Below are 13,129 nucleotides of genomic sequence, written 5' to 3'. Positions count from 1 at the left end.
AGTGACTGTCACTAGTTTGTTTTCATGACTAGTCAGACCACCGTGGAAAAGGCCCCGCAGGGTCAGGGGGGCACCCGGGAACCCGTACCGGGCCCGGCGAAGGGACTGCGCGGCCACCCCTGGCTGACCCTGTTCGGCGTGGCCGTGGGCGTGATGATGGTCGCCCTCGACGGCACCATCGTCGCCATCGCCAACCCCGCCATCAAGAACGACCTCGGCGCCTCGCTCGCCCAGGTCCAGTGGATCACCAACGGTTATCTGCTCGCGCTCGCCGTCGCCCTGATCACCGCCGGCAAGCTCGGTGACCGCTTCGGCCACCGGCAGACCTTCCTCATCGGCATCGCGGGCTTCGCCGCCGCCTCCGGCGCGATCGGCCTCTCGCACTCCATCGGCGCGGTGATCGCCTTCCGCGTCCTCCAGGGCCTCTTCGGCGCCCTGCTCATGCCGGCCGCGCTCGGCCTGCTGCGCGCCACCTTCCCCGCCGAGAAGCTGAACATGGCCATCGGCATCTGGGGCATGGTCATCGGCGCCTCCACGGCGGGCGGCCCGATCGTCGGCGGCCTGCTCGTCGAGCACGTCAGCTGGCAGTCCGTCTTCTTCATCAACGTGCCGGTCGGCGTCGTCGCCCTCGTCCTCGGCCTGGTCATCCTCAAGGACCACCGCGCCGAGAACGCGCCGCGCTCCTTCGACGTCCTCGGCATCCTGCTGCTCTCCGGCGCCATGGCCTCCCTCGTCTGGAGCCTCATCAAGGCCGGCGAGTCCTGGGGCTGGTCGAGCGGCAAGACCTGGGGCGGCCTGATCGGCGCCGTGCTGCTCTTCGTGGTCTTCGCCTTCTGGGAGACCAAGGTCAAGGAGCCGCTGATCCCGCTGGGCATGTTCCGCTCCGTGCCGCTCTCGGCCGGTGTGGTGCTGATGGTCCTGATGGCCTTCGCCTTCATGGGCGGCCTGTTCTTCGTGACCTTCTACCTCCAGGGGGTGAAGGGCCTCAGCCCGGTCGACAGCGGTCTGCACCTGCTGCCGCTGACCGCGATGATGATCGTCTCCTCGCCGCTGGCCGGCGCGCTGATCACCAGGTTCGGCCCGCGCGTGCCGCTGGTCGGCGGCATGGTCTGCACGGCCGTCGCCATGTTCGGCATGATCACGCTCACCGCCGGCACCGGCACCCTCGCGATGTCCCTCTGGTTCGCCCTGCTGGGCCTCGGGCTCGCCCCGGTCATGGTCGGCGCCACCGAGGTCATCGTCGGCAACGCGCCGCTCGAACTCTCCGGCGTCGCCGGCGGTCTCCAGCAGGCCGCGATGCAGGTCGGCGGCGCGCTCGGTACGGCGGTGCTCGGCGCCGTGATGTCCTCCAAGGTCGCCGACTCCTTCGAGGGCAACTGGAAGGAGGCCGGCATCCCGGCCCCCGTCAACCCGCAGCTGGAGCAGGCCGCCGAGTTCGGCATGGCCCCGCCGGAGCTGGCCAAGGCGCCGGGGATGACCCCCGATCTGCTCCAGCAGATCACCAAGGTCATCCACGACACCTTCCTCGACGGCATGGGCCTCGCCTTCACCGTCGCCGGTGTCGTGGCGGTCGTCGCGGCCCTGGTCGCCACGCTCACGAAGCGCGGCGAGAACGCGGAGGCGGGCGGCATGGGCGGCGGCCACATCTGAGGTTCGTCAGGGTTCCCGTAGGGGGCCGTCACCCGTTCGCGTGAACGGGGGCGGCCCCTCTTCCATCGGCGGGAGACCTCCGTCATTCTCGTGATTACAGAGAGTGACCAAGCGGGGGTTCATCAGCATGTATACGAAGACCGTCCAGGCGACGCCTGTCCACCGCACGACGCCTGTCCACCGCACGACGCCTGTCCACCGCGCGAGGCCCGTCCACCGCGCGAGGCCCGTTCTCACGAGGACCGTTCTCGCCGCCGCGACCGTCGCGGCCGTCCTGACCGCGCTGCTCGCGGTGCCCGTCAGCGCCGTGCCCGCCGGGGGGACGGCCCTCGGCGCCTGTGGACCCGGGCGGCTCTGCCTCTGGTCCAAGCCCGACTTCAAGGGCCGTGCCCAGACCCATGAGCTGGCCACGATCGACATCGACAGCTGTGTCGCCCTCCCGGCGGGCACCTCGGCCCAGTCCCTGGCGAACCGTACGGGCCGGCCGGTCACCACGTACCAGTCGGCGGAGTGCGCGGAGACGGGCGAGTTCGAGACCTACCCGGGGCGGGGGACGTGGGTGCCGCAGACGCCCTACGAGGTCAGAGCGTTCAAGCTCTGGGAGCGGTAGGGGCCGCTTCGCCGAGGGGGCCGGAAGCGGGGCCGGTAGCGGGGGTGGATACGGGGACGGGCGCGGCGGCCGGGGTTCCTGGGGCGGCCGGGGCCGGGAGTTCCGGCGCGGGCGACAGCCGGGCCACCTCCGCGCGCAGTTCGCGGACCTCCAGGGTCAGCGCCTCGAGGAGTTCGGTGTGCCGGCGCTCCACCGCGTCGTCCCGGTCGAAGCGGGAGATGAACCAGGCCGCGATGTTGGCGGTGACGACACCGAGCAGCGCGATGCCCGAGAGCATCAGCCCCACCGCCAGGACCCGGCCGAGACCCGTGGTCGGTGCGTGGTCGCCGTAGCCGACCGTGGTCATCGTGGTGAAGGACCACCAGACCGCGTCCCCGAGCGTCTTGATGTTGCCGTTCGGCGCGTCCCGCTCGACGTGCAGCACGGCCAGCGAGCCGAACATCATCAGCCCGACGACCGCCCCCGCCACATAGGTGGTGAGTGTTATCTGCGGGGCCATCCGGGCCCGCCGACCCACGAGGAGGAGGGTGGAGACGACCCGCAGCAGCCGCAGCGGCTGCACCATCGGGAGCAGGACCGCGAGCAGATCGACGGGATGGGACCGGACGAAGGCCCAGCGGGCGGGGGCGATGGCGAGGCGGACCAGGTAGTCGAGGGCGAAGGCCGCCCAGACCGTCCACTCGACATGGGTGCACAGCCGGTGCACCCAGGGGTCGGCGCCGGGAGCGACGATCGGCACGGCGTACGCGATGCCGAACGCCACGGCCAGCACAAGGAGCGGCACCTGCGTCCGCTCTTCCCAGCGATCCCTCATGCGGGGAATCGTAGAGAACGCCGAAGGGCGGCAGGACCGGAGTCCCACCGCCCCTCACCAGGCGATCCGTGCTACCGGGGCGCTACGGAAAGGCCCCGGGAGGGCCGGTCCGAGCGCCAACGGCCGGGTCAGGCTTCGCCGTCGGCCCGGCGCGGCCCTCGCCGTCGGCCCGGCTCAGGCGTCGCCGCCCGCCGGGCCCGGGTCGGCCGCCGCCACGTCGAGCAGCTGGTAGCGGTCCACGGCCTGCTTCAGCACCGAGCGCTCCACCTTGCCCTCGCGGGCGAGTTCCGTCAGTACCGCCAGCACGATCGAAGGAGCGTCGATGTGGAAGTAGCGACGGGCCGCGCCCCGCGTGTCCGCGAAGCCGAAGCCGTCCGCGCCGAGCGAGCCGTACGTGCCCGGCACCCAGCGGGAGATCTGGTCCGGCACCGCCCGCATCCAGTCCGAGACCGCCACGAACGGGCCCTGGGAGCCCCGGAGCTTGCGCGTCACGTACGGGACGCGCTGCTCCTCGTCCGGGTGGAGCAGATTGTGTTCCTCGACGGCCACGGCCTCGCGCCGCAGCTCGGTCCAGGAGGTCGCGGACCAGACGTCGGCCCTGACGTTCCACTCCTCGGCGAGGATCCGCTGCGCCTCGATCGCCCACGGCACGGCGACACCCGAGGCCATGATCTGGGCCGGGATGGTGCCCGCCTCGGCCGGCTTGAAGCGGTGGATGCCCTGGAGGATGCCCTCCACGTCCACGTCCGCCGGCTCGGCCGGGTGCTGGATCGGCTCGTTGTAGACGGTCAGGTAGTAGAAGACGTCCTCGGCCTCGGAGCCGTACATCCGGCGCAGACCGTCCTTGACGATGTGCGCGATCTCGAAGCCGAACGCCGGGTCGTAGGCGATGCAGGCCGGGTTGGTCGAGGCCAGCAGGTGGGAGTGGCCGTCCGCGTGCTGGAGGCCCTCGCCGGTCAGCGTCGTCCGGCCGGCGGTGGCGCCGAGCACGAAGCCGCGCGCCAGCTGGTCGGCCATCTGCCAGAACTGGTCGCCGGTCCGCTGGAAACCGAACATCGAGTAGAAGACGTACACCGGGATCAGCGGTTCGCCGTGCGTGGCGTACGCCGAACCCGCGGCGATCAGCGAGGCCGTGCAGCCGGCCTCGGAGATGCCGTCGTGCAGCATCTGCCCGGTCGGCGACTCCTTGTAGGCGAGGAGGAGTTCGCGGTCCACCGCCTCGTACTGCTGGCCCAGCGGGTTGTAGATCTTGGCGCTCGGGAAGAAGGCGTCCATGCCGAAGGTGCGGTACTCGTCGGGGGCGATCAGCACGAAGCGCTTGCCGATCTCCTTGTCCCGCATGAGGTCCTTCAGGATGCGGACGAAGGCCATCGTGGTGGCGATGGACTGCTGCCCGGAGCCCTTCTTGGCCGCCGCGTAGGTCGTGTCCGCGGGGAGGACCAGCGGCTTGGCCCGCACGACACGGGTCGGGACGTACCCGCCCAGCGCCTTGCGGCGGTCGTGCATGTACTGGATCTCCTCGGAGTTCCGGCCCGGGTGGTAGTACGGCGGCAGGCCGTCCTCCAGCTGCTTGTCCGTGACCGGGATGTGCAGCCGGTCGCGGAAGCGCTTGAGGTCGTCGACCGTCAGCTTCTTCATCTGGTGGGTCGCGTTGCGGCCCTCGAAGTTCGGGCCGAGCGTCCAGCCCTTGACGGTCTGCGCGAGGATCACGGTCGGCTGGCCCGCGTGGGCCTTGGCCGCCGCGTAGGCCGCGTAGATCTTCTTGTGGTCGTGGCCGCCGCGGCCCAGGTGCAGGACCTGCTGGTCCGACATGCCCTCGACCATCGCCCGCAGCCGGTGGTCGCCGCCGAAGAAGTGGTCCCGGATGTAGCCGCCGGTCTCGGTCGCGTACGTCTGGAACTGGCCGTCGGGGGTGGTGTTCAGCTTGTTGACCAGGATGCCGTCGCGGTCCTGCGCCAGCAGCGGGTCCCAGGAGCGGTCCCAGATCAGCTTGATGACGTTCCAGCCGTTGCCCCGGAAGATCGACTCCAGCTCCTGGATGATCTTGCCGTTGCCGCGGACCGGACCGTCGAGCCGCTGGAGGTTGCAGTTGACCACGAAGGTCAGGTTGTCCAGGCCCTCGCGGGCGGCGATGGACAGCTGGCCGAGCGCTTCGACCTCGTCCATCTCGCCGTCGCCGAGGAACGCCCAGACGTGGGACTTGGAGGTGTCCGCGATGCCGCGTGCCTCCATGTACCGGTTCATCCGGGCCTGGTAGATCGCGCCGAGCGGGCCGAGGCCCATCGACACGGTCGGGAACTCCCAGAAGTCCGGCATCAGCCGCGGATGGGGGTACGAGGAGAGGCCGTTCGGGTACTTCGACTTCTCCTGGCGGAAGCCGTCGAGCTGGGTGTCGTTCAGCCGGTCCAGGAGATACGCGCGGGCGTAGATGCCGGGGGAGGCGTGCCCCTGGAAGAAGATCTGGTCGCCGCCGTCGCCCTCGTCCTTGCCGCGGAAGAAGTGGTTGAAGCCGACGTCGTACAGCGAGGCCGAGGAGGCGAAGGTGGCGATGTGACCGCCGACGCCGATGCCCGGACGCTGGGCGCGCGAGACCATCACGGCCGCGTTCCACCGGGTGGCGTTGAGGACCTTGCGCTCGATCTCCTCGTTGCCGGGGAAGAACGGCTCGTCCCTGGTGGCGATGGTGTTGACGTAGTCCGTGCTGCGCATCTCGGGCACGGCCACGCGCTTCTCGCGGGCCCGCTCGATCAGTCGGAGCATGAGGTAGCGGGCCCTCTCACGGCCCCGCTCGTCGACGGCGGCATCGAGGGAGTCGAGCCATTCCTGGGTCTCTTCCGGGTCGAAATCCGGGACCTGGCTGGGAAGGCCGCCAATGATGATCGGGTTGCGATCGGATCCGGGAGCCACGCTCTTCCTTCGCTGTTCGGTGGTACCCACGGGGCCACGGAAGTGGTCGGGATGTCCATCGTGTACCCCGGTCGGTGCCAGACGTCACATTTACCGAAAGGTAACCCCCAGGGGTGCCCTCCAGGCGTCCGGGTGTACTCAAATCGCAACCTTACGCCCAACCCGCGCATGCGTTTCGTCCGGGCGTTCGGCAGACTGAAACCTCAGAAGTCCCCGAAACGGGATGAATCGTGTGTGCCTGATCACGGAGCGCGGTCCGTCAGCGCCGGAAGTTGCGGCGAGACGGCCCCAAACGTCACCGTTTCGGCGGTCTCCACGGCCGGGTACTTGCGCGATGAGCCCCGGCACGTGTGGACTACGGCCAGCGCCGCGCGCATACGCGTGGCCCAAAGCATTTACCGAATGAGCAGGAGGCAAGCCGTGAGCGCGACCGCGGACCACGCGGAGGAGCGGACCAACCCGGCCGTCAGGCTGGGGTTCGAGCCCGGACAGGTGGTCCAGGAGATCGGCTACGACGATGACGTCGACCAGGATCTCCGTGAAGGCATCGAGTCCATCATCGGGGCCGAGCTCGTGGACGAGGAATACGACGACGTCGCTGACGCCGTCGTGCTCTGGTTCCGCGACGAGGACGGCGATCTCACCGACGCCCTGGTGGACGCCATCGGTCTTCTGGAGGACGGCGGCACCATCTGGCTGCTGACGCCGAAGACCGGCCGCGACGGCTACATCGAGCCGTCCGACATCAACGATGCCGCGCAGACTGCTGGTCTCTCCCAGACCAAGAGCATCAGCGTCGCCAAGGACTGGACGGGTACCCGCCTGACCGCCCCCAAGCGCTGATCACCACGCTGCGAGAAGCCCCCGCCGGGACGCCGGCGGGGGCTTTCGTGTGCAGGCCGTAGGGTGGGGATCACCGATTCGGCCCAAGGTCAGGGCCCCGGCGAAGGGATGCGTACGCGATGGCGATCGAGGTCGGGGCCGAGGCCCCGGATTTCGAGCTGAAGGACAACCACGGGCGCACCGTGCGGCTCTCCGACTTCCGCGGCGAGAAGAACGTGGTGCTGCTCTTCTACCCCTTCGCCTTCACCGGCGTCTGCACCGGTGAGCTCACCGCGCTGCGCGACAACCTGGGGGCGTTCGTCAACGACGACACCCAGCTGCTGGCCGTCTCCAACGACTCCATCCACACCCTGCGCGTCTTCGGCGACCAGGAGTCCCTGGAGTTCCCGCTGCTCTCCGATTTCTGGAAGCACGGTGAGGCCTCCCGTGCCTACGGTGTGTTCGACGAGGAGAAGGGCTGCGCGGTGCGCGGGACCTTCGTCATCGACAAGGAGGGCGTGGTCCGCTGGACCGTCGTCAACGCCCTGTCGGAGGCCCGCGACCTCGGCGAGTACCTGAAGGCGCTCGACGCCCTCTGAGGCACCCGTCGGGCCGCTCCGGCACCGACACCCTCGGATTCACCGGGCGAATCGACTGTTTCGACCGGGAACCCGTCACTAGGATCCAGTCGTTGATCCGATACCAACGCACGACGGGGGCGCTGCCCCTGGAAACCTATGGAGGGACTCGTGGGAGTCAGCCTCAGCAAGGGCGGCAACGTCTCGCTGACCAAGGAGGCCCCTGGCCTCACCGCCGTGACCGTCGGTCTGGGCTGGGACGTCCGCACCACCACCGGTACGGACTTCGACCTCGACGCCAGCGCGATCCTGGTGAGCGAGGAGGGCAAGGTCCGCAACGACCAGGACTTCGTCTTCTTCAACAACCTGAAGAGCGCCGACGGCTCCGTCGAGCACACCGGTGACAACCTCACCGGTGAGGGCGAGGGCGACGACGAGCAGGTCAAGGTCAGCCTGGCCACCGTGCCGGCCGACGTGGCCAAGATCGTCTTCCCGGTGTCGATCTACGACGCCGAGAACCGCCAGCAGTCCTTCGGCCAGGTGCGCAACGCGTTCATCCGCGTCGTGAACCAGGCCGGCGGCGCCGAGATCGCCCGGTACGACCTCTCCGAGGACGCCTCGACCGAGACCGCCATGGTCTTCGGCGAGCTGTACCGCCACGGTGCGGAGTGGAAGTTCCGTGCCGTCGGCCAGGGCTACGCCTCGGGCCTGCGCGGCATCGCGCAGGACTTCGGCGTCAACGTCTGAGCCGAACCGTTCGAACCGTCCGGCGCCGCACACCCCGTGCGGCGCCGGACGTGCCTCATCACCACCGGGGAGGAACCGAATCATGGGCGTCACGCTCGCCAAGGGAGGCAATGTCTCCCTCTCCAAGGCCGCACCCAACCTCACCCAGGTCCTCGTGGGGCTCGGCTGGGACGCGCGCTCCACCACCGGGGCTCCGTTCGACCTCGATGCCAGCGCGCTGCTGTGCCAGGCCGGACGGGTGCTCGGCGACGAGTACTTCGTCTTCTACAACCAGCTCCGCAGCCCCGAGGGCTCCGTCGAACACACCGGCGACAACCTCACCGGCGAGGGTGACGGGGACGACGAGTCCCTCATCGTCGACCTCGGCAAGGTGCCGGCCCACTGCGACAAGATCGTCTTCCCGGTGTCGATCCACGACGCCGACAACCGCAGCCAGAGCTTCGGTCAGGTCAGCAACGCGTTCATTCGTGTCGTGAACCAGCTGGACGGTCAGGAACTCGCCCGTTACGACCTCTCCGAGGACGCCTCGACCGAGACCGCGATGATCTTCGGCGAGCTGTACCGCTACAACGGCGAATGGAAGTTCAGGGCGGTGGGTCAGGGGTACGCGTCCGGGCTCCGGGGCATCGCTCTAGACTTCGGGGTCAACGTTTCGTAAAGCCATGTAATTTCACGATGGGGTAGACAGTGGTTCTGAAAACCTTCGGCTGGTCGTTCGCGATCACTGCGCTCGGCTTGGCCGCAGCGGTGCTCTACGGGGGGTGGGAGGCCTTCGGGATCGTTGCGATCCTCTGTGTCCTCGAGATCTCGCTGTCCTTCGACAACGCGGTGGTCAACGCCGGAATCCTGAAGAAGATGAATGCCTTCTGGCAGAAGATCTTCCTCACGATCGGTGTGCTCATCGCCGTGTTCGGCATGCGGCTCGTCTTCCCCGTCGTGATCGTCGCGATCAGCGCCAAGATCGGCCCGATCGACGCCGTCGACCTGGCCTTCAACAACCCCGACCGTTACCAGGAACTGGTGACCGACGCGCATCCGTCGATCGCCGCCTTCGGCGGCATGTTCCTTCTGATGATCTTCCTCGACTTCATTTTCGAGGACCGTGACATCCAGTGGCTGCGCTGGATCGAGCGCCCGCTCGCCAAGCTCGGCAAGGTCGACATGCTGTCGGTCTGCATCGCCCTCGTCGTCCTGCTCGTCAGCGCGATGACCTTCGCGACCCACGCCCACCAGCACGGCGGCACGCACGTCGACAAGGCGCAGACGGTGCTGATCTCCGGCATCGCCGGCCTCATCACGTACCTCGTCGTCGGCGGTCTCTCCAGCTACTTCGAGAACAAGCTGGAGGAAGAGGAGGAGCGCGAGCACGAGGTCGAGGAAGAGGCCAGGCGCAGCGGCAAGAAGCCTTCCGTCGTCCAGCTGGCCGGCAAGGCCGCCTTCTTCATGTTCCTCTACCTGGAGGTCCTCGACGCCTCCTTCTCGTTCGACGGTGTCATCGGCGCCTTCGCCATCACCAACGACATCGTCCTGATGGCGCTCGGCCTCGGTGTCGGTGCCATGTACGTCCGTTCGCTGACGGTCTACCTGGTCCGCCAGGGCACCCTCGACGACTACGTCTACCTGGAGCACGGCGCCCACTACGCCATCGGCGCCCTGGCCGTCCTGCTCCTGGTCACCATCCAGTACGAGATCCCCGAGGTCATCACGGGCGGTCTCGGTGTCGCGCTCATCGGCTGGTCCTTCTGGTCCTCCGTCCGCCGCAACAAGCGGCTGGCGGCGGCCGAGGGAGGCTCCGGTTCCTCGGAGCAGAAGACCGAGGTGCCGTCCGGGGTGTGACACCCCCGGCAACGAGGAACGCTTCACTGCGGGGCGGCCGTATCACCCGGCCGCCCCGCAGGCATGTGCGCGGGAGATCACGAGCAGTGGGGGGTGAAGGCGGCATGGCCTTCTGGGACAACCTATTTCCGGGGAGGGCGGCGCATTTCGACTCGGGCAGCGCCGCGTCGAACTCGATCGACCTGACGAGACGGCACCCGACCGTCTCGCTGAGCAAGCAGGGAGCTGCCACCGGCAACCTCCGGGTGAACCTGTCCTGGCGGATGCGGACCTCCGACCTGGAAGGGCGCTCGCGCCAGAGCGGGCGACTGCTCCGCAACCCCTCCCAGTTCTTCAAGCCCGAGGTCGTCCAGGCGCACACCCAGGGCATGGTCAACGTCGACCTGGACCTGGGCTGCCTCTACGAGCTCAAGGACGGCAGCAAGGGCGTGGTGCAGCCGCTGGGCGACTTCTTCGGCGACCTGAACGGCGCCCCGTACGTGAAGCTCAGCGGGGACGACCGCTTCGGCGGCTCGTCCGGCGAGACGATCTTCGTCAATCTGGACCACAAGGACGAGATCAAGCGCCTGCTGTTCTTCGCGTACATCTACGACCAGACTCCGGCCTTCGACCGTACGCACGCCAAGATCACGCTCTACCCGAGCAGCGGCCCCCGGATCGAGATCGAGCTCGACGAGCGCGCTCCGCAGGCCCGCTCCTGCGCGGTCTTCACCGTGGAGAACACAAAGGGCGAGCTGACGGTCCGCCGCGAGGTGCGCTTCGTGTACGGCTTCCAGGCCGAGCTGGACCGGCTGTACGGCTGGGGACTCCAGTGGGGGCGCGGCTACAAGACCAAGGCGTAGCCCTTGCCCGCAGCCGCCTCAGGACCGGACGAACTGGGGACCCATGGGCGGCATCCGGAACTCCGGTGCCGGGTGCTGCTCGGGCGCGGCGCCGACCGGCTGCGGATAGCCGTACGCGGGGGCCGGGACGTTCGTCGGCGGCTGGGGGTAGCCGTAGGCCGGGGCCCGGTCGGGGACCGGCGGCGGGATCATCGGCTGCGGAGGTACGGGGCCGTGGGCGACGGTCAGGTCGAGATCGGGCGAGCCGGGGGCGGGAGCTGCCGCCACGGCCTCCTGGGCGGCGCCCGAGGGCTCCCGGGCGCCCGGGAGCTCGGAGAAGCCGCCAGGAGCCTCGGGGAAGCCGCCCTGGGGCGTCCAGGCGTCGCTCCGCGCGTCCTGGACGTCCAGTGCCTCCTGCGCGTCCTCGTCGACCGAGATGCCGAAGTCGGTCGCGAGGCCGATCAGGCCGGTCGGGTAGCCCTGTCCGACCGCGCGGAACTTCCAGGTGTCCCCGCGCCGGTACAGCTCGCCGCAGATCACCGCCGTCTCCTCGCCGGTCTCCGCCGTCACGGCGAACAGGGCCAGCGGCTCGCGCTCGGGGCCGGGCGAGGCGTCGTACAGCAGGATCCGCAGGTCCGAGACGGACCGGAAGGTGCCGCCGTCGGAGGAGGCCGCGATCACCACCCGGTCGACCGAGACGTCCAGACCGCCGAGATCGGCCTCCACGGTGTCCGTCAGGCCCTCGGAGTCCCGCTTCTTCGGCAGCCGCCGCACCAGGCCCGAGGGGTGGCGCGGCTGGTTGTAGAAGACGAAGTCCTCGTCGGACCGCACGCGGCCGGCGGGCCCGAGCAGCAGGGCCGACGCATCGACGTCGGGGACCCCGGGGCCCGGGGTCCAGCGGAGCACGGCCCGTACGGCCGCGGTGTCGAGAGGGACGTTGGAGCCCTTCAGCATCGCGTGCGTCATGACGGCAATCCTGCCCTCCCGGCGGGCCCGCGGACAACGCGGGGGCGCCACCGACCTGGGGAGAGGAGTGACGGATGCTGACGAGTTACCTGAATTTCACGCTCGCGGGGAACTACGGACACCCGCACCTACGTACTATTACCGGCCACATGTCGTCAGGTCGAGAAAGGTAGACGGGGGACTTATATGCGTCATTTCGGACACATCTCGTCCGCGACACGGGCAGGATTGTTCCACCGCGAGCCGGCCGTCTTCACCGCCGACTCGCCCGCGCGCACGCTCGCCGTGGCCCTGGGGGCCACGCTCTACAGCCCGGCCACCCGGCCGCGGCTCGCCGACGACGTGCGCAAGCAGGCGGCCCGCGGAGTGGTCTCCATGGTGCTCTGCCTGGAGGACTCCATCAGCGACGGCGAGGTGGAGGCCGGCGAGGTCAACCTCGTCCGCCAGTTCGCCGACCTCGCCGCGGGCACCGTGACGGACGCCGACACCGCCACGGACGTGCCCCTGCTGTTCATCCGGGTCCGCGAACCGCGCCAGATCACCGACCTCGTCGACCGCCTCGGCGACACGGTCCGGCTGCTGTCCGGATTCGTACTGCCCAAATTCACCGAGAACCGCGGGCGCGCCTTCCTCGAAGCGCTCACCCAGGCCGAGCGGAACTGCGGACGGCGCCTCTTCGCCATGCCCGTCCTGGAGTCCCCCGAACTCCTCCACCTGGAGACCCGGGCCGAGACCCTCGCCGGCATCGCCTCGATCACCGACAAGTACCGCGACCGCGTCCTCGCCCTGCGCCTCGGCGTCACCGACTTCTGCTCCGCCTACGGGCTGCGCCGCTCGCCCGACATGACCGCCTACGACGTCAAGATCGTCGCGAACGTCATCGCCGACGTCGTCAACGTCCTCGGCCGCTCCGACGGCACCGGCTTCACCGTCACCGGACCCGTCTGGGAGTACTTCCGCCCCGGCGAGCGCATGTTCAAGCCCCAGCTCCGCCGCAGCCCCTTCCTGGAGGGCCGCGCCGAGGACCTCCGTACCGCGCTCATCCAGCACGACCTCGACGGACTGCTCCGCGAGATCGAACTCGACCGCGCCAACGGCCTGCTCGGCAAGACCTGCATCCACCCCACCCATGTGGTGCCGGTGCACGCCCTCTCCGTGGTCAGCCACGAGGAGTGGAGCGACGCCCAGGACATCCTGCGGCCGGAACAGGGCGGCGGCGGAGTCCTCCGCTCCGCCTACACGAACAAGATGAACGAAGTGAAGCCGCATCGCGCGTGGGCCGAGCGCACCCTGCTGCGCGCCGAGGTCTTCGGCGTCGCCAACGAGGACGTCGGCTTCGTGGATCTGCTCACCGCCGGCCTCGCCGGCTGACGAAGGG

General features: G+C 69.2%; 12 protein-coding genes. 9 read left to right on the top strand and 3 right to left on the bottom strand.

Annotated features, from left to right (window positions below; all coding sequences use genetic code 11):
* Window positions 1-24: 24 nt before the first annotated feature.
* Window positions 25-1,650: an MFS transporter gene (locus ABT154_RS16150; protein ID WP_317873950.1), complete on the top strand. Its 1,626-nt coding sequence runs from the start codon at window positions 25-27 to the stop codon at window positions 1,648-1,650.
* A 274-nt stretch (window positions 1,651-1,924) separates the two neighbouring features.
* On the top strand, window positions 1,925-2,260 hold the full coding sequence (locus tag ABT154_RS16145) for a peptidase inhibitor family I36 protein (RefSeq protein WP_502969522.1): 336 nt from the start codon (window positions 1,925-1,927) through the stop codon (window positions 2,258-2,260).
* Here ABT154_RS16145 and ABT154_RS16140 read toward each other — a convergent pair.
* Together ABT154_RS16140 and aceE are read right to left on the bottom strand one after the other, a co-directional pair.
* Window positions 2,241-3,074 (bottom strand): potassium channel family protein, encoded by an 834-nt coding sequence (locus ABT154_RS16140; protein ID WP_351857462.1) that lies wholly within the window; start codon window positions 3,072-3,074, stop codon window positions 2,241-2,243. The two genes, ABT154_RS16145 and ABT154_RS16140, sit on opposite strands and share 20 nt — an antisense overlap.
* Before the next feature lie 174 nt (window positions 3,075-3,248).
* Window positions 3,249-5,981 carry a pyruvate dehydrogenase (acetyl-transferring), homodimeric type gene (gene aceE, locus ABT154_RS16135; protein ID WP_351857461.1) on the bottom strand — a complete coding sequence of 911 codons (2,733 nt, stop codon included), beginning with the start codon at window positions 5,979-5,981 and terminating at the stop codon, window positions 3,249-3,251.
* 420 nt (window positions 5,982-6,401) lie between these two features.
* Between aceE and ABT154_RS16130 the strand changes: the two genes are divergently transcribed.
* The 6 genes from ABT154_RS16130 to ABT154_RS16105 all read left to right on the top strand — a co-directional run bounded on the left by ABT154_RS16130 (window position 6,402) and on the right by ABT154_RS16105 (window position 10,806).
* A complete protein-coding gene (locus ABT154_RS16130; RefSeq protein ID WP_056559438.1) occupies window positions 6,402-6,824 on the top strand; it encodes a DUF3052 domain-containing protein in 423 nt (140 codons plus the stop codon).
* A 119-nt stretch (window positions 6,825-6,943) separates the two neighbouring features.
* On the top strand, window positions 6,944-7,402 hold the full coding sequence (locus ABT154_RS16125) for a peroxiredoxin (RefSeq protein WP_351857460.1): 459 nt from the start codon (window positions 6,944-6,946) through the stop codon (window positions 7,400-7,402).
* Window positions 7,403-7,552: 150 nt separating this feature from the next.
* Window positions 7,553-8,128 carry a TerD family protein gene (locus tag ABT154_RS16120; RefSeq protein WP_026058190.1) on the top strand — a complete coding sequence of 192 codons (576 nt, stop codon included), beginning with the start codon at window positions 7,553-7,555 and terminating at the stop codon, window positions 8,126-8,128.
* Between the two features lie 82 nt (window positions 8,129-8,210).
* Window positions 8,211-8,786: a TerD family protein gene (locus tag ABT154_RS16115; protein ID WP_351857459.1), complete on the top strand. Its 576-nt coding sequence runs from the start codon at window positions 8,211-8,213 to the stop codon at window positions 8,784-8,786.
* Between the two features lie 29 nt (window positions 8,787-8,815).
* The gene (locus tag ABT154_RS16110) at window positions 8,816-9,964 is read left to right on the top strand and encodes a DUF475 domain-containing protein (RefSeq protein ID WP_351857458.1); all 1,149 of its coding nucleotides are present in this window, start codon (window positions 8,816-8,818) and stop codon (window positions 9,962-9,964) included.
* A 104-nt stretch (window positions 9,965-10,068) separates the two neighbouring features.
* Window positions 10,069-10,806 (top strand): TerD family protein, encoded by a 738-nt coding sequence (locus ABT154_RS16105; RefSeq protein WP_351857457.1) that lies wholly within the window; start codon window positions 10,069-10,071, stop codon window positions 10,804-10,806.
* Between the two features lie 18 nt (window positions 10,807-10,824).
* On the opposite strand, the gene ABT154_RS16100 is transcribed toward ABT154_RS16105, so the two are convergent.
* Entirely contained in the window at window positions 10,825-11,751 is a 927-nt protein-coding gene (locus ABT154_RS16100; protein WP_502969515.1) for a TerD family protein, read from the bottom strand.
* 186 nt (window positions 11,752-11,937) lie between these two features.
* On the opposite strand from ABT154_RS16100, the gene ABT154_RS16095 reads away from it, so the two are divergent.
* Window positions 11,938-13,122, top strand: a complete 1,185-nt coding sequence (locus tag ABT154_RS16095; protein WP_351857456.1) for an HpcH/HpaI aldolase/citrate lyase family protein — start codon at window positions 11,938-11,940, stop codon at window positions 13,120-13,122.
* Window positions 13,123-13,129 lie beyond the last annotated feature (7 nt).

The organism is Streptomyces sp. NPDC001728, assembly GCF_040297565.1.
GTDB lineage: Bacteria > Actinomycetota > Actinomycetes > Streptomycetales > Streptomycetaceae > Streptomyces.
Note: the sequence above shows the minus strand (reverse complement) of the source record. Positions and strands in the feature narration are given on the sequence as shown.

Excerpts from the sequence above, each read along its gene's own strand:
- ABT154_RS16150 (WP_317873950.1), top strand. The coding sequence starts at position 25 with ATGACTAGTCAGACCACCGTGGAAAAGGCCCCGCAGGGTCAGGGGGGC.
- ABT154_RS16140 (WP_351857462.1), bottom strand. The coding sequence starts at position 3,074 with ATGAGGGATCGCTGGGAAGAGCGGACGCAGGTGCCGCTCCTTGTGCTG.
- ABT154_RS16125 (WP_351857460.1), top strand. The coding sequence starts at position 6,944 with ATGGCGATCGAGGTCGGGGCCGAGGCCCCGGATTTCGAGCTGAAGGAC.
- ABT154_RS16115 (WP_351857459.1), top strand. The coding sequence starts at position 8,211 with ATGGGCGTCACGCTCGCCAAGGGAGGCAATGTCTCCCTCTCCAAGGCC.
- ABT154_RS16105 (WP_351857457.1), top strand. The coding sequence starts at position 10,069 with ATGGCCTTCTGGGACAACCTATTTCCGGGGAGGGCGGCGCATTTCGAC.
- ABT154_RS16100 (WP_502969515.1), bottom strand. The coding sequence starts at position 11,751 with ATGACGCACGCGATGCTGAAGGGCTCCAACGTCCCTCTCGACACCGCG.
- ABT154_RS16095 (WP_351857456.1), top strand. The coding sequence starts at position 11,938 with ATGCGTCATTTCGGACACATCTCGTCCGCGACACGGGCAGGATTGTTC.